The sequence below is a fragment of the Halolactibacillus halophilus genome, from assembly GCF_900115605.1.
Taxonomy (GTDB): Bacteria; Bacillota; Bacilli; order Bacillales; family Amphibacillaceae; genus Halolactibacillus; species Halolactibacillus halophilus.
This window is the reverse complement of record NZ_FOXC01000043.1, coordinates 1-17,496: the sequence shown is the minus strand read 5'-3', so window position 1 is coordinate 17,496 and position 17,496 is coordinate 1. Positions and strand designations below refer to the sequence as shown.

The 17,496-nt window shown below is 38.9% G+C and carries 16 protein-coding genes and 1 pseudogene; 4 read left to right on the top strand and 13 right to left on the bottom strand.

Annotated features, from left to right (window positions below):
* The 5 genes from BM098_RS11760 to BM098_RS11740 form a co-directional block, all read right to left on the bottom strand.
* On the bottom strand, positions 1 to 582 hold a 582-nt coding region (locus BM098_RS11760), incomplete at its 3' end, for a transposase (protein WP_143423413.1).
* A gap of 166 nt (positions 583 to 748) precedes the next feature.
* Positions 749 to 1,903, bottom strand: a complete 1,155-nt coding sequence (locus BM098_RS11755) for a GTPase (RefSeq protein WP_089833582.1) — start codon at positions 1,901 to 1,903, stop codon at positions 749 to 751.
* A 343-nt stretch (positions 1,904 to 2,246) separates the two neighbouring features.
* Positions 2,247 to 2,636 carry a hypothetical protein gene (locus tag BM098_RS11750; protein ID WP_089833580.1) on the bottom strand — a complete coding sequence of 130 codons (390 nt, stop codon included), beginning with the start codon at positions 2,634 to 2,636 and terminating at the stop codon, positions 2,247 to 2,249.
* A gap of 137 nt (positions 2,637 to 2,773) precedes the next feature.
* Positions 2,774 to 3,253, bottom strand: a complete 480-nt coding sequence (rlmH, locus tag BM098_RS11745; RefSeq protein WP_089833578.1) for a 23S rRNA (pseudouridine(1915)-N(3))-methyltransferase RlmH — start codon at positions 3,251 to 3,253, stop codon at positions 2,774 to 2,776.
* A gap of 90 nt (positions 3,254 to 3,343) precedes the next feature.
* Positions 3,344 to 4,573 (bottom strand): Zn-dependent hydrolase, encoded by a 1,230-nt coding sequence (locus tag BM098_RS11740; RefSeq protein WP_089833576.1) that lies wholly within the window; start codon positions 4,571 to 4,573, stop codon positions 3,344 to 3,346.
* A 361-nt stretch (positions 4,574 to 4,934) separates the two neighbouring features.
* On the opposite strand from BM098_RS11740, the gene BM098_RS11735 reads away from it, so the two are divergent.
* From BM098_RS11735 to BM098_RS14010, 4 genes and pseudogenes are all read left to right on the top strand, one after another.
* Positions 4,935 to 5,294 carry a Lin0512 family protein gene (locus tag BM098_RS11735; RefSeq protein WP_089833574.1) on the top strand — a complete coding sequence of 120 codons (360 nt, stop codon included), beginning with the start codon at positions 4,935 to 4,937 and terminating at the stop codon, positions 5,292 to 5,294.
* A 163-nt stretch (positions 5,295 to 5,457) separates the two neighbouring features.
* Complete coding sequence (mgrA, locus tag BM098_RS11730) at positions 5,458 to 6,453, top strand: L-glyceraldehyde 3-phosphate reductase (protein WP_089833572.1); 996 nt, start codon at positions 5,458 to 5,460, stop codon at positions 6,451 to 6,453.
* Between the two features lie 471 nt (positions 6,454 to 6,924).
* Positions 6,925 to 7,752, top strand: a complete 828-nt coding sequence (locus BM098_RS11725; RefSeq protein WP_089833570.1) for an alpha/beta fold hydrolase — start codon at positions 6,925 to 6,927, stop codon at positions 7,750 to 7,752.
* An 18-nt stretch (positions 7,753 to 7,770) separates the two neighbouring features.
* Positions 7,771 to 7,899 (top strand): annotated as a pseudogene (locus BM098_RS14010) (L-glyceraldehyde 3-phosphate reductase); the annotation flags it as partial.
* A gap of 71 nt (positions 7,900 to 7,970) precedes the next feature.
* On the opposite strand, the gene BM098_RS11720 reads toward BM098_RS14010, so the two are convergent.
* From BM098_RS11720 to BM098_RS11685, 8 genes are all read right to left on the bottom strand, one after another.
* A complete protein-coding gene (locus tag BM098_RS11720; RefSeq protein ID WP_089833568.1) occupies positions 7,971 to 8,237 on the bottom strand; it encodes a hypothetical protein in 267 nt (88 codons plus the stop codon).
* A gap of 437 nt (positions 8,238 to 8,674) precedes the next feature.
* The gene (locus tag BM098_RS11715; protein ID WP_089833565.1) at positions 8,675 to 9,868 is read right to left on the bottom strand and encodes a S1C family serine protease; all 1,194 of its coding nucleotides are present in this window, start codon (positions 9,866 to 9,868) and stop codon (positions 8,675 to 8,677) included.
* Positions 9,869 to 9,882: 14 nt separating this feature from the next.
* On the bottom strand, positions 9,883 to 10,683 hold the full coding sequence (locus BM098_RS11710; protein ID WP_089833563.1) for an MBL fold metallo-hydrolase: 801 nt from the start codon (positions 10,681 to 10,683) through the stop codon (positions 9,883 to 9,885).
* The gene (locus BM098_RS11705) at positions 10,680 to 11,636 is read right to left on the bottom strand and encodes a two-component system regulatory protein YycI (RefSeq protein WP_089833561.1); all 957 of its coding nucleotides are present in this window, start codon (positions 11,634 to 11,636) and stop codon (positions 10,680 to 10,682) included. Before BM098_RS11705 ends, BM098_RS11710 begins: the two co-directional genes overlap by 4 nt.
* Positions 11,617 to 12,972, bottom strand: a complete 1,356-nt coding sequence (locus BM098_RS11700) for a YycH family regulatory protein (RefSeq protein ID WP_186819704.1) — start codon at positions 12,970 to 12,972, stop codon at positions 11,617 to 11,619. The genes BM098_RS11705 and BM098_RS11700 overlap by 20 nt, the downstream gene beginning before the upstream one ends.
* Positions 12,972 to 14,801, bottom strand: a complete 1,830-nt coding sequence (gene walK / locus BM098_RS11695) for a cell wall metabolism sensor histidine kinase WalK (RefSeq protein ID WP_089833560.1) — start codon at positions 14,799 to 14,801, stop codon at positions 12,972 to 12,974. The genes BM098_RS11700 and walK overlap by 1 nt, the downstream gene beginning before the upstream one ends.
* A 4-nt stretch (positions 14,802 to 14,805) precedes the next feature.
* The gene (gene yycF, locus BM098_RS11690) at positions 14,806 to 15,504 is read right to left on the bottom strand and encodes a response regulator YycF (protein WP_089833558.1); all 699 of its coding nucleotides are present in this window, start codon (positions 15,502 to 15,504) and stop codon (positions 14,806 to 14,808) included.
* A gap of 193 nt (positions 15,505 to 15,697) precedes the next feature.
* Positions 15,698 to 17,137, bottom strand: coding sequence for a M23 family metallopeptidase (locus BM098_RS11685; RefSeq protein WP_089833556.1), 1,440 nt, complete (start codon positions 17,135 to 17,137; stop codon positions 15,698 to 15,700).
* Positions 17,138 to 17,496 lie beyond the last annotated feature (359 nt).

The following is a 17,496-nucleotide window of genomic DNA, read 5'->3' as shown; positions in this document are numbered from 1 at the left end:
GCGTCTTTTATACCCTGAACTTCTCTTATCAATGTTAGGTGAGATACCGTTAATTTGGCTTTTCTTTGAACTTAGTAGAGAGAAATCTACAGGGATAAAGGTTGCTCCGTCGGACCAACCAAGTGTAAGTAAACGAAAACCTTTGTAGTATCTCATCTTCTGAGAAGCATGATCAAAGCAACGCGCCAGTAATTCAACAGATTTACTTCGATTTCTATCATAAGATGAGTCATCCAAAATGAGAACCTTTGGTCGTTGGTGATTGGTTAACTTGGTTATTTTACCAATAGTATAACTACTTAGGTTAAGTAGGAACTTACGCCAATTGAATGTTGAGTGATTCATAAAGCGATAAACGGCATCCTTTGCGGGAAAATCGTGAGATTTTTTGCTTTCAAGTGTTCTAAACCAGTTCTTATTTCTGAATATGAGACCAAAAACAAGCTGAAATAGATACCCGCTAGAAAAACCAAGTGCTTTCGTAATACCGGCATTTCTCAAGTGTTGTAAAACTTTGAGTTCTTTAAAAATTACATTTAATTCATTTGGTAGTTGCTTATTTAGGTCATTATTAGTTATCATATAGGAGACACCTCTTCTGTATGTTATTGTGTTTTGGTTAACTCAATTATACCAAACAGGAGTGGTGTTTTTTTATATTTTTTTAAAAAGCAACATGAGTATTTAACTGACTAACGTCCTTAGAATCACTAAGTTTCGCAGTCATTTTTAGACTGCGAAAGTTGAGTTATTTAGTTTTAATCATTGATACAAAGATTGTATTAACCATTTTGGCAATGTCTCTAGGGGTTGCATTCTTATCAATCTTACCTAAAATCACCCCAACATTTTCTATGAATTGAGAAGATAATTTATTTTCCATTACTTTCTTCATCCACTCGATATCTTCAACAGTCTTTTCGCCCTTATATATTTTCTCAAACACATAAATAGATCCTTCTCCAATTGCTGCGACGATTGACCCCGCCACTACAGCATTCACAACACTAGCTGCTATATTAAGTCCAGGAATAGCCTTAATTGAGCTAATGGCTAATTTTGCTGCAGCACCTACCGTTCCTATTTCAATAATAGAATCTACAAAGGGACTTGAATCTTTATGTCTATTAATTTCATATAGTTGGGCTAATCCCTTTATTTCAGCTAATTCAATTGGACCCAGAATTAGTGCATCAGCGAAAGGAATGGGGACGGCACCTACTGTAGCTGCAGAAGTCACTGAGAATCCAACAATACTTTGTGCCAAAGCCATTTTTCTTCTTAGCTTAAAATTATAGACATCGTTATCACCAGCTTTTATCCCTTCTGGCATCAATTGGTTAGAAATATCAATTAACTCCACAATACCCTCAGGTGGCACAAAAGTTGTCTCGTTAATTGTGTATGTAGAGGCAACCACTGGGACAATTGCTTTCAAATTCTCGTTGAACTTTTCCATATCGCTAAAGACTTCCTCAACCATCGCTATATTTTCTGTTCTTTCTGGTTTGGAGTACGATTTAGTAATTACCACTACAATAGGGACACTTTTCCACATAGTTGTTGCTTTTGCTAAATTTTTAATCGTCTTGAAAAATAATTTTCTTGATGTTCCATCAACACAGAACCAAATCATATTTATTTTTGTATTGTCTTTAATACTACTCTTAGACCATTTTTTCACTGAATTAATTGCCATCAGTTGTTTTCCAAACGATGGCTCAAAACCTACCGTATCAATCACTCTAAAGGGGATTTCTTTGCTCTCATAAATTTTCAATTCCTTTGTAGTTCCCGTAGAGCCAAATCCACTTTCCGCTACTTCGCTACCTAGAACAGTGTTAATTAAAGTGGATTTCCCAACACCTGAATTACCGATGACTAATACATTTCCTCTTTCCATAATAGTATTTCCTCCTGTCTAATTTAAGTTCTAACTCCTACATAGAAGTTGTAATAATTGCCAATACTATTATTGAATCTACAAGATTTGAACTTTGCAAATCTCTTTGTTTCACTATCTACATTCAAACGCTATTGCAATAGAAATTTTCTTTGTCACAGACGATTTAAAACTACTGCAAAAAACAAATAAACCCTAATTAGCAATAAATTTGTTCATTGCTACACCCCACTTGCTGTTTACCATCAAAAGAGACATATGATTTGTTTTTTAGTGTTAAAAATATTGATATGTTAATTTAGATGAAATGTTTATTATAATAATCTATTAACAACATCTCATTTTAATTTTTCTCTGTAAGGAATCGAGTAAGCGCTGAAACCTTTTCTTCTATTTTCTTTTGGTAATCATTAACACCCCTCTGACTCAATGGTTGTATCTTTTTAATTAAATTTAATTCCTCTTTTTTCCGTTCACCTTTATTATCCAACTGTTTAAGCAGCCTAAACCTCAATGTTATGCTAGGGTCTGTGATAGTCTCATGTGTAAAACCAAAGTATTCTGGATTTTTCTTTAGTTCATATAAATGAGATGCGCATCTTACTAAAACGAAAACTGATTCGCCTATGTAAAGAACACTTGATTTATTATCTTTTTGTATACTAACCTCATATACTCCTGCACCTATTGCTTGTATAAAGTTATTTTGAAAAAAATCTATTTTAATATGCATATTTCCCCACCTATGATAACTTCCTCTATAATATAAGCTATTCTTAAAATTCTGCTGATTTATTTTTTGCTTCTCATTTATTATGTCATTTCAAAATACTACAAATACGTTTGATCGTAAGCAGTTTTCAAACTTCTTTACTTATGATATGGCTCATTTCTATTGATACGGAATGCGCGATATACTTGCTCAAGTAGTACTAGCCGCATCAACTGGTGTGGTAACGTCATCTTTGAAAACGACAAGGCGAAGTTACTGCGGTTCATCACGTCTTGGCTCAGTCCAAGTGACCCACCGATCACAAATGCGACCTTACTTTTACCGTGGATCGCTAACTGATCCATTTCTTTGGCAAGTTGTTCTGAGGTTAATTGTTTACCTTTGATTTCTAAGGTAATGACATACGTATCTTGATTAATTCTTTGTAAGATGCGTTCGCCTTCTTTATTTTTAATTTCTTCCATTTCTGCATCACTTAACTTTTCCGGTGCTTTTTCATCGGGCACTTCAATTAAATTAAGCGTACAATAAGCGCCTAGACGTTTTTTATATTCATCGATGCCTTGCTTTAAATACTTTTCCTTTAACTTTCCTACGCTGATCACACTAATCTGCATACTGTCACCTCTTCGGTTTTAAGCTGTTGATTGATCGTTAGTTATATTTATTAGTTTTTGCTTGTGGCGTTGTTCTTTCTTGTACCTAAATTATTCATGTTTGTTTCTTAACGCGAGGATTGTGTCTAATAATACATCCGCTGCGACTAACACATCTTCAGGTATCACGGTTTCATCCGGGCGGTGACTGACACCGTTAGGTGTCCGGAGGAACAGTAACCCTGCCTGCGTGATTTCTGCCAGATGCATCGCATCATGACCAGCCCCACTTGGAAGTGTGTGAACAGGATAGTCATTGCCTTTCATTGCCGTTTCTAGCTGGCTGATCATCGCGCCTGACATTTTCACAGGTTTTGCTTCATCTAACTTTTTCACGTTGATCGTGACGCCATAATCCGCTTCAATGTCTTTTGCTAGTTCGCGGATATGTTGATCGAGCCGGTCAAGTTCTGTTTGTTCAATATCACGTAAGTCAATCGAGAACGTTGTTTTACTTGGAATGACATTAATGCTGCCTGGTTCAACCTGGATTTGACCGAAGGTCACAACGGCCTGACTGTTATTCTTCACTTCGTTATGTAATTGAAGCATAAAGGCTGACTGGGCAATGACAGGATCTTTCCGTTCATCCATCGGTGTCACCCCCGCATGGCCTGCTTCACCGGTTATTTCAATATCATACCAATTTAACCCGACAATCCCACTGACTATTCCAACCGGTAAGTCTAATTGTTCGAGTACTTTCCCTTGTTCAATATGAACTTCTAAATAACCTAATAGCTGATCAACATCAGCTTTTATCTCAGTTAAGTCAAGTGGCTGATTTGTTGCTGCTGTTCTTGCTTCTTCAAGTGAGATTGACTGATTATCGATAGACGCTAACTCTTCTTCATGAAACGTCCCGGCAAAAGCACGGCTACCGATCATGCCGGTTTTAAACCGAGCCCCTTCCTCATCAGTAAAAGCAACGACTTCTAAGTGAAACGGTAACGTTAAATGCGTCTCACTCGCATGGCGTAAAAGTTCTAGTCCAACGATGACACCGAGTGTCCCGTCATATTCCCCGCCACTCACGACCGAGTCAATATGTGAACCAATCAGTAATGTTTTCGCTTCGGTATTTTCACTTGGATAGCGAATAAACAAATTACCAATCGCATCTTCTGTTGTATCTAACTCATGTGCTTGGGCTTGTTTCTTCAAATAATCTTTAGCCGCTCGTTCTTCTTTTGTAAAACTTAGTCGGGTAACACCAGAAACTGTGCTTGTATAAGTGGCTAATTGATTCAGGTCTTCTATCATCCTCTCTAAAGAAAGCATGACGCGTCACATCCTTTGTTTATAAATTAGGGATTACTGATTTTACTTTTATTCATTGTTATTTGCCGTTTTTGGTTGTCTATTTCCATTATAACAAATCATAGCAGCGTTTCTTGAATTTAAATGATTTTTGTTAATAATTCGTGCTATTTCCCGGGAAATATTAAAATCTGCTATTACTTTCTTTGATTTTAGCCTTTTATCTATTATGTTATTGCGGAAATAATAGATAAATACAACATCCGCCGTAGCTATTTACACCCTAACCACATGTGTTTTCATGTTTATCTTTTTTCATTTGTGATAAACTAACATTAGGGATAAAAGCTGGAACAGTCAAATTGATGAGGAGGATGTAGGAATGGAAAAAATGATTTTTGTTGAGACGGGTGTTGGGATTGATACCCATGGCCAAGACGTGACTAAGGCAGCCGTTCGTGCGGTCGTGAATGCGATTCATTATAACTCAATGCCCGGCATTAAAGACTTCTTACCTGAACAATCGCTACATAATATGAAAGTCAATGTCGTCTTAGGGGTTCCAACAGACGTGAATGAAGTAGACATTGATAGAATTAAAGCTGAGATTCCTTACGGAACCGTCACAGTTGATGTCGTGCCTGGTGGTCTAAAAACGACAAGCGGGATTTACCTCGAGGAACAACAAGACAACAACGACCTCATGTATATCGTCAATGCGGCCGTACAAGTAGGCTATTAATTAGCCTGCTTTTCTTTCTAACACGAAGTAAGCGTTATCATTTTACGCGTTACTTTTTTCTATCACCGTTTTAGTATGTTTGTGTTTATTCCTTTGTTTTCTTTTTTATTTTTTTTTATTTTCTTTTTATTTTTATTTTTTATTATATTAGGAGGCTATCGATATGTATAAACCAAGCGATTCACGTTACGACAACATGACGTATAACCGGGTCGGAAATTCCGGCTTAAAATTACCTGCGATTTCTTTAGGGTTATGGAACAACTTTGGTGAACCAGATTCATTCGAAAATCAGCGGGCGATGTTAACCCGAGCCTTTGATTTAGGGATTACCCATTTTGACCTCGCCAATAACTACGGTCCTCCCGCTGGTTCAGCAGAAGAGAACTTCGGTAGAATTTTAAAGAAAGATTTCGCCGGGTTCCGTGATGAGCTAGTGATTTCATCTAAAGCCGGCTTTCATATGTGGGATGGTCCTTATGGTAACTGGGGCTCAAAGAAATATCTTGTCTCAAGTCTTGATCAATCTCTTAAACGAATGGGTTTAGACTACGTTGATATTTTCTATCACCACCGTCCAGACCCAGACACCCCGCTTGAAGAAACAATGCAAGCTCTTGACTTAATCGTCAAACAAGGAAAAGCGCTGTATGTTGGGATTTCTAACTATGACGCCGAACAAACAAAACAAGCAGTTAAAATTTTAAAAGAACAAAAAACACCGTTCATTATTCACCAAGCGTCTTACTCAATGTTAAACCGTTGGGTCGAAGAATCGCTGCTGGATGTGTTAAAAGCAAACGGCGCTGGTGCCATTGCGTTTGTCCCACTCGCCCAAGGATTACTCACAAGTAAGTACTTAAAAGGGGTACCAAAAGATTCACGCGCAAGTAAAGCCCATATCCCGTTCTTAAACGAAAAAGATATTAAAGAAGACGTCATCAACAAAGTGATTGAACTGAATGAAATGGCCCGCTTACGGGATCAATCACTCGCTCAAATGGCCCTTGCTTGGGTTCTGCGTGATAACACGGTCTCAAGTGCTCTCATTGGGGCCAGTAAAGTGAGTCAAATTGAAGAGAATGTGAAGACGCTTGATAACTTACACTTCTCTAGTGATGAACTCGCAAAAATTAATGAGATTTTAAAAGATCACTAAGGTATTGGCCTATTTCAAAGAATCATTCTCCTGGCTCATTTGGTTTAGCTAGGAGGATGATTCTATTTGTTTCTTTTAAATTAAGACGGATATAATCTCTGATAATACGTATAGCCACTAAGCAGTAAGTCGAATCCCCCGACTAATGCGAGAATACCACCTACTGTTCTGACATTCCTCGTGGGCGTATATGACACGTACCCTGTCTGGTAGAACGATTCGACCTAAGCAAGTCGTGTTCCTGGAACGCACTATTTCTCCAACAGGCTTTAATAGATGTTAAGAAAATAGGTTTGTGGCGGTTGAAACCTATGCTTAGTTGAACCAGCATGGGTCACCTTTAGGGTGTCTATACGGAACCCCCTGCCTAACATTCATTAGAATGTTAGGCAGGAGTAGTTCGATTGAATACGTTAAAGAACTATTATAAAATGAACAAAAGATAGATTCTAAAACTGGAGGAATATTCTTATGAAAAAATTTAAACTAACAAAAAACTTTTCATCATCGTTTGGAAATATAAGCTATGATATTCAAGGAGAAGGTCCGCCAATTATTCTTGTTCATGGCACTCCGTGGTCATCATTCAACTGGCGACATATAATTCCTGCACTAAGTCAGTGGTTCACTGTGTACTATTATGACCTTTTAGGTTATGGACAGTCCGAAAAACCAAATGGAAATGTTTCACTTGGAATACAGGATAAAATATTCTCAGAACTTCTCGATCATTGGGATTTGAAAAATCCTATAGTAATTGGACATGATTTTGGAGGCACTACTGTTTTAAGAACACACCTTTTGCGAAAAAGGAATTTTGAAAAAATCATACTTGTTGATCCTGTTGCGATTGCGCCTTGGGGATCTGATTTCTTTTCACATGTGAACAAGCATGAAAAAGTTTTCCAAGGCATTCCTGAGTATATACATAAATCAATGGTTTCAACCTATGTCCAAGGAGCAAAATATAAAGCAATGGACCAAGAAACATTAGAAGGCATTGTTGAGCCTTGGCAGAGTCCTAAAGGTCAAAGTGCCTTTTATCGTCAAATTGCACAGGCTGACCAAAAATATACCGATGAAATAGAATCACTATACAGTAAAATTACTCAGCCCGTGTTAATTGTTTGGGGAGAGCAAGACAGTTGGATCCCTTTAGAAAGCGGGCATAAATTACACAATAAAATAAAAACATCAACATTCACTTCAATCCCTAACGCAGGACATTTAGTGCAGGAGGATCAACCTACCGAACTTATGTCATGCATTTTAAAGTTTTTGTTTGATAAGTATGCTTAATTTTTTTCAGTAATAGGGCGCTTAACAACTACTCTCATCGGGGCAAGTAAAATGAGTCAAATTGAAGAGAATGTGAAGACACTTGATAACTTACATTTCTCTAGTGATGAACTCACAAAGATTAATGACATCCTAAAAGATCACTAAGACATTTTAAAAAATCATCCCCCTGGCTTATCTACTTAAGCTAGGAGGATGATTTTATTTATCTATTTGAGCTATAATTTCTGGTAATACAAATAGCCACTGAGCAGTAAGCCGAAGCCCCCGATTAATGCAAGAATACTACCTACTGTTCTGACATTCGCCGTCGTTGTCGTATAGACCCGCTCATAATCAATCGTAGCCATTCCTCCACCATTTTGCTCCAAGGCAATATTGCCAAACATTTCACCAAACAGTCCTGAGGTGAAAATTAAAACAAAACCAATCACGGTCAGACTTACTAATGATAGATATGCCATTTTTCCAACGTTATTTTTCATAGCATCACCCTCCTCAACTTTTTCACATATTTACTATATTATATACATGAAGTTACTCATTATACCATTATTAGTTTTTAACACCTAATGTTAAGTAATTACTCTCGAATGAACATTGTGTGGAAAAGTCATCGTGGTGAGTCGTTTTATTTTTTATTAAATAGTTATCCACAACACTATCCACAAAAAGCTTACTTTTTAATTATTCACTGCTTTTCAACAGGAAACCCACAGTTTTTCCCCGGAAATGTCTGATTTGTTTACACAATATTTACGACCGATTCATTTATTTAGTGTTCGAACCTCCGTTCTCACCTATATCTAGCGAGTTACTCACAATTCTGTCCACACCCTGTGAATAACTTTTCTGTTTATACACAAAAACCCACTTCTTTTACCTAAAGTTTAGGTAAACAAGCGGGTTTCTCTTAGTTTCACTATTTGGATTGTGTGGATAACTCAAATTCTGTCGTTTGAACAACTTGGTCGCGGTAATACGTCACCAGAATCGTTTCACCTGGTTGTTTTGCTTGATACAAATATTTTCGTAAGTCAATCATATCAGCAACGGGAGTCTCATCTAGCTTTACAATCACATCAAGTGCTTGTAAGCCGGCATCATCCGCTGGTGAACCAGGAACGACCGCATTAAGTACCACGCCTGCTTCAACATTCTCAGGTAAGTTTAATGTCTCTTCCCAGCGGTCTCTTGGTACTTCCATTAAGCTATAGGCTTCAATCCCTAAAAAGGCACGTCTGACTTGACCACTTGATTCTAATTCTTCAATGATTGGAATCGCCTCATTGATCGGAATCGTAAAGCCAATCCCTTCGACACTCGATTCAGCAATCTTCATCGAATTGATCCCAATGAGATGTCCTTCGGTATTTAACAATGCGCCACCACTATTCCCTGGATTAATCGCGGCATCGGTCTGCATCACTTCAACTTGCCAGTCAGCTTGATTGTTGCCACTTAAATCAATCGGGATCATCCGTTCTTTCCCGCTGATAATACCTTTGGTGACTGAACCAGATAAGTCAAGACCGAGCGGATTCCCAATCGCAATCACCGCTTCACCGACTTTAATCAAGTCAGAGTCACCAAAGGTAATCGCCTTCTCAATTGGCCCTTTGTCAATTTCAACGACCGCAAGGTCAGTATAAGGGTCCGTTCCAAGGATTTGTGCGTCTAAGCGCTCTCCAGTCGAGAGGACGACACGTACGTCATTTGCACCTTCTACGACGTGATGGTTGGTAACGATGTAAGCTTTGTCCGTTGTGAGCTTATAAATAACACCCGAACCTGTCCCACCTGATTGTTGGGGGAAGAGGCCTAAAAAGTTCTCACCAACACTTTCAATTCCAACAACGGTTGGGGTTGCGTGTTCAATCATGGTCGTTAAGTCTGATATTTGTTCGGTCCTTACTTGTTGAATCGGTATGTTCTGTCTTAAGTCTTCCTTATCCACAACCGTATACGGGAGTATCCCTGTACTTGCGATATACGGTAAAGCAACCGCAAATAAAAAGGCACCTAAGATAAAGGCGATTAAAACCGCTAACCACTTTCGTTCCCGTCGTTTATAACGGTAATGTTTCTTACGGGTCCCATCATCATAATAGACCATCGCTCACACATCCTTTAATCATTTAAGTGATAAAGTGCTGTTGATTCGTTTGGATCGGTATCAAAGATTTTTAGGCCGTGATTAATCGGAAAATCTTTCTCAGTTAAATGTTGTTCTACGGCCATTCGCGCTAAATCTTTCATGTTGTTATCTTTACTTAAGTGCGCTAAATAAATCCGCTTTGTCGCATCTGAAATAATATCTTCTAAAGCGATGGCCGCATCTTCATTTGAGACATGGCCATAGTCGCCTAAAATTCGTCGTTTCACACTCCACGGATAGCGTCCCATCTGTAACATTGAAATATCGTGATTCGCTTCGAAAATAAGCGCATCAGATGCTTCAACGGTTTTTTTAATCCGGTCAGATACGTAACCAAGATCGGTCACGAGCGAGACTTTTTTGCCATTGTGATGAAACGTATAAAACATCGGGTCGGCCGCATCGTGTGAAACGGCAAACGACTCAACATCAATCCCATTAAAACATTGGACTGTCTCCATATCAAAGGTAAACTTTTGATCAAGTGAGAGTTTCCCAAGCTTACCCTCCATCGCTTCCCATGTTTTTTCATTCGCATAAATCGGCAACCGATGCTTACGGGCAAAAATACCAAGGCCTTTAATGTGATCACTATGCTCATGAGTCACAAGTATCCGCGATAAAGATTTTGGATCAACATCAATCGATTGAAAGAGTTGATCGAGTTTTTTTCCACTTAAACCCGCATCAACCAAAATACGTTCGTTGTCTGTGCCAATATAAAATGCATTGCCTGAGCTACCTGAGGCAAGTACAGAAAAGCTTAAAGTCATTCAGATTCCACCTCAGTTAATTGTTGATAAGTTGTGATAAACGGCTGTCTAATCGAAGATAATAATGTATCCTCTTCCTCCCGGTCTTCATCTAGTGAGTAATACGTATATTGACGTGATGAACCCGGCATTAACAGCGTGACAAAGTCATCGAGCGTTTCAGTAATAAAGTTTGTATATTGCGGGTAGTCATGTCCTTCAATGGCGTTAATGAAATAATCGACCGTGCCATTCACACTTACTTGCCACGTTGGATTAAGTAACTGTTCACCGCTAGGTAGTGAGACAAGGTTATGATAACCTAATTCAACATCCGATATTTCATCACCTGTTTTTAATATATTCGAATTATGATACATCCGGTAGACAGCATCATATTCTGTGATTAAAGTTTGTTCATTTTCTTCTTGGTCTTCTTCGACAACATCAAGCGCGCGCATCATATAATGTGTCATTTCTCCAGCATCATTCACTTTAACAAATAACACAGCTTGTGTGTTATAAAAAATCGGGTAGTTAATCCGCTGAAAGAACACGATGAGGCCTGCTTCTTCTAGATAACGGTACTCCTCGAAAGTACCACCTAAATACACATGTTGGGTGAGCGCAGCTGTAAAAGCTTCATCATCACCGATTGATAACGCGACAGGTGACGTCATCCGGGAGAAGAGTGTGGTAGCATTGGCTACAACGACTTCTTGATTGGTGAGTTCTCCGGCGATATTTTCTACTTCATTGAAGTTATAGCTATTTGTATAAAGAAGAGGTGCTTCAAGTACTTCTTGGTCTAATTGACCGAGTCCAGAAATATTTAACTCTAGTTCTTCTTCTTTTGATGCTTCAGGTAAGGCGGAGAGTGTCTCATCTTCTCGGTCAATCAGTTGTTTCGCTAGAAACACATTAAGCACAAGAAAACAAATAATAAACAGGGATTTAATTTGACCCCATTGCATGCGCCATCCCTCCTTTCGCTTCTTCTAACGGAAGAACGAGTGGACTATAGCCATACACGCCTTTAACATACCAGGTCGGTGTGAGCGCATAAACTTGCCCTTGGCTATCGGATTGTTCCGTTAGCCGGTAACCGAGTACAACGTCATAAATAGCCGTTCCTTGATAATTCGGTCCATTTAAAATCTCGATCACCGCTTCTGCACTTGGAACACTTGACGTTTCTTGTCCAATCCCGCGTTGAGCTAACATCATAATGAGTGGGTGATAGTATTGATAGACACTATCATTATGCCAGCGCACCATAATTTCCGTTAGATCCCGGTCATAAAAGATTGGCGTATCTTGATACGTTAACGTATAGGTGACTTCGTTTGATGTTGCCGTCTGGTTAATGCCACTTAGTTGATACCCAAACGGTTCTTTAAAGGTAAACCCTAAATGGGTATTAATAAAATTCTGGACTTTATCAAACAATTGATTAGGTGAAGGCTGTACTAACTGATCAAGTGATTCATTAGTTGGATTGGTAAATTCTATCCCGCGGCCATCAACAATCATTTCTCTTGTCCCATCGATATAGTTCGTATCACCACCATACGTATACGCGCTGCGCACAATCGATGGTTTACTGAATAAGAGATTAATGAAATCGTCTTGACTCAGCTCTGTATAGGCAAATAACTTCGTCTGTTTAGTCAAAGTCTCAGGTAAATAAATCAATGCCCCTCTTGTTCCTTCAAAGGTTAAGTAACGATAAGGTTCTTCTTCTGCATTAAATATTTGCGTAAAAAGCTCCACGTTTTGTGAAAAGTTTTGGGCACTAGCAACAATAACTTCATCATCGCCATCATTCACAAAAAGAATCTGATAAAGATCATGTCCTTCTAAGAAGACGATCCGGTTAAAATCTCCTGAGGGGACATACGTCTCAGCATCAACATTAAACAAGTCCATTAACACTCCGCTCGGTAGAGCGGTCTGAAAAACGACTTCAAGGCGATTGGGTTCTTCTTGATACCAAATTTCATTCATGGTAATTCTAGAGAAATTATAAAGCGAAAGATTTTTAAGCGCTTCGTTAAAGCGCGTCATTCGCTCATCTGACTTTAACCCAACTGGTGTCTCGAGTTGTTCATTGTGACGAATCATCTCAACAGGTTTAATAACCTCAGAACGAGACAGTTTTACGCCCCCATCAAATTCGGCATCGATTAAGTCTTCTTGTTCGGTCTGCATTTGGTAGTTCGGCTGATCACTCCACAGCGCAAAGGTAAGGATTAAACTCGATGTGATCAGTAAGATTAATATAAATGATTTAATATGTTCGATAGGCATCATGACACCCCTCGTTTTCGTGCGATTAATGGCAGTGTAAAGAAAACTTTTGTGCCTTTTTTTTCTTCTGATTCTGCCCATATTTGTCCGTGATGATTTTGAATAATCTCTCTGGCGATCGCAAGACCAAGACCTGTTCCGCCGAGTTGACGTGACCGGGCTCGGTCCGCGCGGTAAAAACGATCAAAGATTTTATCGAGTTTATCCGGTGGAATACCCGGCCCTTGATCTTGAATCATCACCTTGATTCGATTTCTTTCTTTGGTCACTTTAAAGCGAATCACCCCTTCTGGTGGTGAGTACTTTAAAGCATTCGACATAATGTTATCAATAACTTGAATAATTTTATCTTTATCCATCCATAAGAAAATACTATCTTTCGGAATTGTTCGGTCGATCCGGACCCTTTCGTCTTTGTTCATTTCAGAGCGGTCAAGAACGTGGTGGAAGAACGGAATGACATTGACGCGTTCTTTCATCATATCCATCTCTTTGTGATCCATTTTAGATAACTGTAATAAGTCATTGACTAAGCGAATCATTCGTTCAGTTTCATTCTGTGTGACTTCTAAAAAATGTGGGGCAATATCTTTATTTTCCCACGCCCCGTCCGTTAAAGCTTCTAAGTAACTTCGCATGGTTGTTAGCGGCGTTCTTAACTCATGCGATACATTAGAGACAAATTCACGGCGTTCGCTTTCGACTTTTTCTTCTTCAGTTACGTCACTAAGGACGGTAATTAAGCCGCTAAACCGCTCATATTCATCTAAAACAAACGTGAAGTTGGCTTTGAGTAAAAAGAACTGTTCATCATCGCTCATATCAATCGTAATTGAGCCTGAATCTTGCATTTCTAATATATCGACGGTTGATTCATCAATATTTAACACCTCAAAGAGTGACTGCCCTTTTAATTGTTCCAACGTTTGTCCTAATAGTACCATCGCGGGCTCATTCATTAAGGTAATCTCACCTTGTTCATTAGTCGCAATAACACCATCAGACATATTAGATAGAATCGAACTAAGTTTTCGACGTTCTTCCTCAGTAATTAAATTCGCAACTTTGATCCGTTCTTTCATTTCATTAAATGTATCGGCGAGTTGACCGATTTCATCGACGCCATAGATATTAACTTTTTGAGAGAAGTCACCCTCCGCCATGATTTTCGCTTGTTCACGCATTTCTGTGATCGGCTTAGTGATGGCTTGAGCGACGAGAATACCAACAAGCGCACTAATGGCAATCGCGATTAACGTCCCATTTAAAAAGATCCGGTTAATACTTTGAAGTTGGCTATAAACATCTTCCATTGAGGCTTCTAAATAAATCGCCCCGAGTGATTCTTCTTCATTACTAGTGATTGGGATAATGTGAACGAGATGTCGCTCACCTGTCTGAGCGTTACGTTCAATCGATCGAACCGGTGTCCCGGACATAATAACAGACCGCACGCGACTTTCACCCGACACTAATTTCCCGACATCCGTTGCTTCAGTGTTCGTTCCAACAATCCGAAACTGACGGTCCACGATTTGAAGGCGTGAGTAGTCATCATCACGCCCATAAAAAGCTAATACATTCGCAATGTCCTGTTCTAATGTTAAGCCTTCCTCTGTATCTGTTCGGTCTGTTGTAAAAGCTTCCCGAACATTATAATTAAGCACTTCTAAACGATCTTCAATCGAATCTTCAAAGCTCTGTTTTAAATCGGTCTCTAGTCGCTGAGCAAAATAAGCACCGATGACCTGAATCGCGAGGAGTAATAGTAAAATCATAATCGCAATAATTTTCCAGCGAATCGATTGAAAGAAACTGACTTTCTTCATAGCATTACTCCTGTTCAGGATTTCTTAAATAATAGCCAACCCCGCGTCTAGTAATTAACCACATCGGGTGACTAGGTGTGTCTTCTATTTTTTCGCGTAACCGTCTCACGGTCACATCAACTGTCCGGACATCACCGTAATAGTCATAACCCCAAACTGTCTCAAGAAGGTGTTCGCGCGTCATTACTTGACCGGTGTGACGGGTTAAGTAATGAAGGAGCTCAAATTCACGGTGAGTAAGATCAACTTGTTTACCTGACTTGGTCACACTATATAAGTCAGGATGAATGACAAGTTGGCCAACTTCAATATCATTTGACTGTTGACTTTCCACTGGTTGTTGTTGGCGGCGTAAATTGGCCTTTACTCGCGCAATCACTTCGCGGTTACTAAAGGGTTTGGTGACATAGTCATCTGCCCCGAGTTCTAATCCAAGTACTTTATCAATTTCTGAATCCTTCGCCGTCAACATAATAATTGGCATGTTGTGGGTTTTACGTACTTCACGGCACACTTCGTTGCCGTCTTTATTCGGCAACATAATATCTAAAAGGATAAGGTCAGGATTCTCTGCCTGTGTTTTTGCGATAGCTTCATCACCATCATAGGCACAGATAACCTCATACCCCTCTTTTTCTAAGTTGAACTTCAATATATCTGCGATTGGTTTTTCATCATCTACTACTAATATTTTATAAGCCATACGTGATCCTCCTTCGATTTTTCACAGCTACTATCATTTTACCTTACTTCACCCTAAATTAAAAACTAAACCATTGAATGCCCGACTAAACATTCTACCGAATGTTAGTGAAAGGTGTCTTCTCGCTCTAAGACGATTAAAAACCTCCATTACTGTCTCTCGAAGTAATGGAGGTTTCATTATTGTATGTCGTTTAGTAAAGAACGGTTGTTGGGTTAATATTTGATCCGTTTTTAATCACTTCAAAGTGTAAGTGAATACCGGTTGAGCGACCCGTTGAACCCATTGTTCCAAGGACAGCGCCTTTTGGTACGGTTTGACCAACATTTACACTCACATTTGAAAGGTGAGCGTATAATGTTTTGTAGCCATTATTGTGGTTCACGACTAAGTAGTTACCATAACCAGAACCATAACTTACTTTTTCAACCACACCATTGTCACTTGCGAGAATGTTGCGGTTTGATGGGCGTGCTATGTCAATCCCTTTATGGAATGAACCCCAACGAGGTCCGTAAGGACTTGATAAGTAGCCACCAACAGCTGGCCAGCTAAAATCACCGGTACCGCGTGATGAGATCACTTTTGTTCCTTTTTCGACCTTATTATCAACAGCTTCTTTTGTGACTGTTGATTCAAGTACTTCTTTTGATGCGACTTTACCATTCACAAGTTCCATATCGTATGTCACGTCTTTAGCACCATCGCTACCTTCTGTGATCGTACGTGTTTCGCCTTTATATAACGCATCTGTTTCTTCTACGATTGTTTCAAATTTAATAACTTCTTCGACTTGTTCCTCTTGGTTAACGACCACATCAACAAATGGTGCGTAAGCAGTGACGTTAATTTCTTGGTCGATTTGAAGTACTGATTCTTCTGTTAAGTCTTGATTAATTTCAAGTAATTGATCAAGGCTAACATCATATTGATTCAAGATACCAAACAACGTATCGCCCGTTTCTACAGTGTGAATCTTATCTGTTAGCGTCCCTTTTCCTAACAATCTTAAGCCTTCATCGACTGATAATAATTCGTCTTCGCTCACAATGTTTGTTGTTGTTTCAACCGGACGAGAAAAAGTGACAGCTTTAATTGTGACGTTATCTTGTACAACAGGCTCGCCTTCAGACTCAATAAGTGCTTGTAAGACGTCTTCACTGACATATTGCTTTTGATAGTTAAAGAGTAGCGTGTCAATAGCTGCTTGGTCTTTAAAGTATCCAACGGTTTCACCATCAAATTGTAGGGCTGTTGCTTTCACATCAATCTCAAGTGCGTCTTCAACTTGTTCAACCGTCTTTTCTGCTTGGTCGGTTAATTGAAAAGCTGTTTCTTTCACAAAAGTCACGTCTTGTTTTACTCCTAATGTATAGGCATCATCACGTGCTTTTGTTTCTTGTTCGATCGCTGTCTCAATCGCTTTTTCTACTGTTTCTTTATCGTTTACAGGACCGATATGCACATCATCAAGATACACATGATAGATCGTGTTGAGTTTAACATTGTCACTTGCGTAAGCAACATTTTGTTGGATGTTTAAAGCTCCAACAACCAGGGTAACTAGTAGAGTAGTGAAGAGCGCAATCAATATATTCTTTTTTGTGATATGTTTTGTTAATTTAGGTAACATAGTTAAATCCTCCTATTAAGGAACGGTTAATTTTTTCGACTCTTGTAGCTTACCATAGGTATATTTAAGAATGAAACCCTTTTAATCATAATGTAATATAACTGTATCAAACCTGCCATATAACGGAAATGTGCTTTTTTCTTCTTTTATATTGATATCAACGCATCGATTTTTTTGTTTTTTGTAAGAATAACTTACTAGGCCTATATAAGGGGATTTATCTTGATGCTGAGATGGCATCAAAAAGCCGCACAGCGATTAATCGGTTGTATAATATTTGGTGTTGGTGAAGGGATTTTAAGTGAGACAGAGATTGCTCACTTAAATAACTCACTAGCACCTTATTTCTGCCTAAATGT

Coding starts and splice junctions, on each gene's coding strand:
- BM098_RS11755 (WP_089833582.1), bottom strand. CDS start 1,903: ATGGAAAGAGGAAATGTATTAGTCATCGGTAATTCAGGTGTTGGGAAA.
- BM098_RS11750 (WP_089833580.1), bottom strand. CDS start 2,636: ATGCATATTAAAATAGATTTTTTTCAAAATAACTTTATACAAGCAATA.
- rlmH (WP_089833578.1), bottom strand. CDS start 3,253: ATGCAGATTAGTGTGATCAGCGTAGGAAAGTTAAAGGAAAAGTATTTA.
- BM098_RS11740 (WP_089833576.1), bottom strand. CDS start 4,573: ATGCTTTCTTTAGAGAGGATGATAGAAGACCTGAATCAATTAGCCACT.
- BM098_RS11735 (WP_089833574.1), top strand. CDS start 4,935: ATGGAAAAAATGATTTTTGTTGAGACGGGTGTTGGGATTGATACCCAT.
- mgrA (WP_089833572.1), top strand. CDS start 5,458: ATGTATAAACCAAGCGATTCACGTTACGACAACATGACGTATAACCGG.
- BM098_RS11725 (WP_089833570.1), top strand. CDS start 6,925: ATGAAAAAATTTAAACTAACAAAAAACTTTTCATCATCGTTTGGAAAT.
- BM098_RS11720 (WP_089833568.1), bottom strand. CDS start 8,237: ATGAAAAATAACGTTGGAAAAATGGCATATCTATCATTAGTAAGTCTG.
- BM098_RS11715 (WP_089833565.1), bottom strand. CDS start 9,868: ATGGTCTATTATGATGATGGGACCCGTAAGAAACATTACCGTTATAAA.
- BM098_RS11710 (WP_089833563.1), bottom strand. CDS start 10,683: ATGACTTTAAGCTTTTCTGTACTTGCCTCAGGTAGCTCAGGCAATGCA.
- BM098_RS11705 (WP_089833561.1), bottom strand. CDS start 11,636: ATGCAATGGGGTCAAATTAAATCCCTGTTTATTATTTGTTTTCTTGTG.
- BM098_RS11700 (WP_186819704.1), bottom strand. CDS start 12,972: ATGCCTATCGAACATATTAAATCATTTATATTAATCTTACTGATCACA.
- walK (WP_089833560.1), bottom strand. CDS start 14,801: ATGAAGAAAGTCAGTTTCTTTCAATCGATTCGCTGGAAAATTATTGCG.
- yycF (WP_089833558.1), bottom strand. CDS start 15,504: ATGGCTTATAAAATATTAGTAGTAGATGATGAAAAACCAATCGCAGAT.
- BM098_RS11685 (WP_089833556.1), bottom strand. CDS start 17,137: ATGTTACCTAAATTAACAAAACATATCACAAAAAAGAATATATTGATT.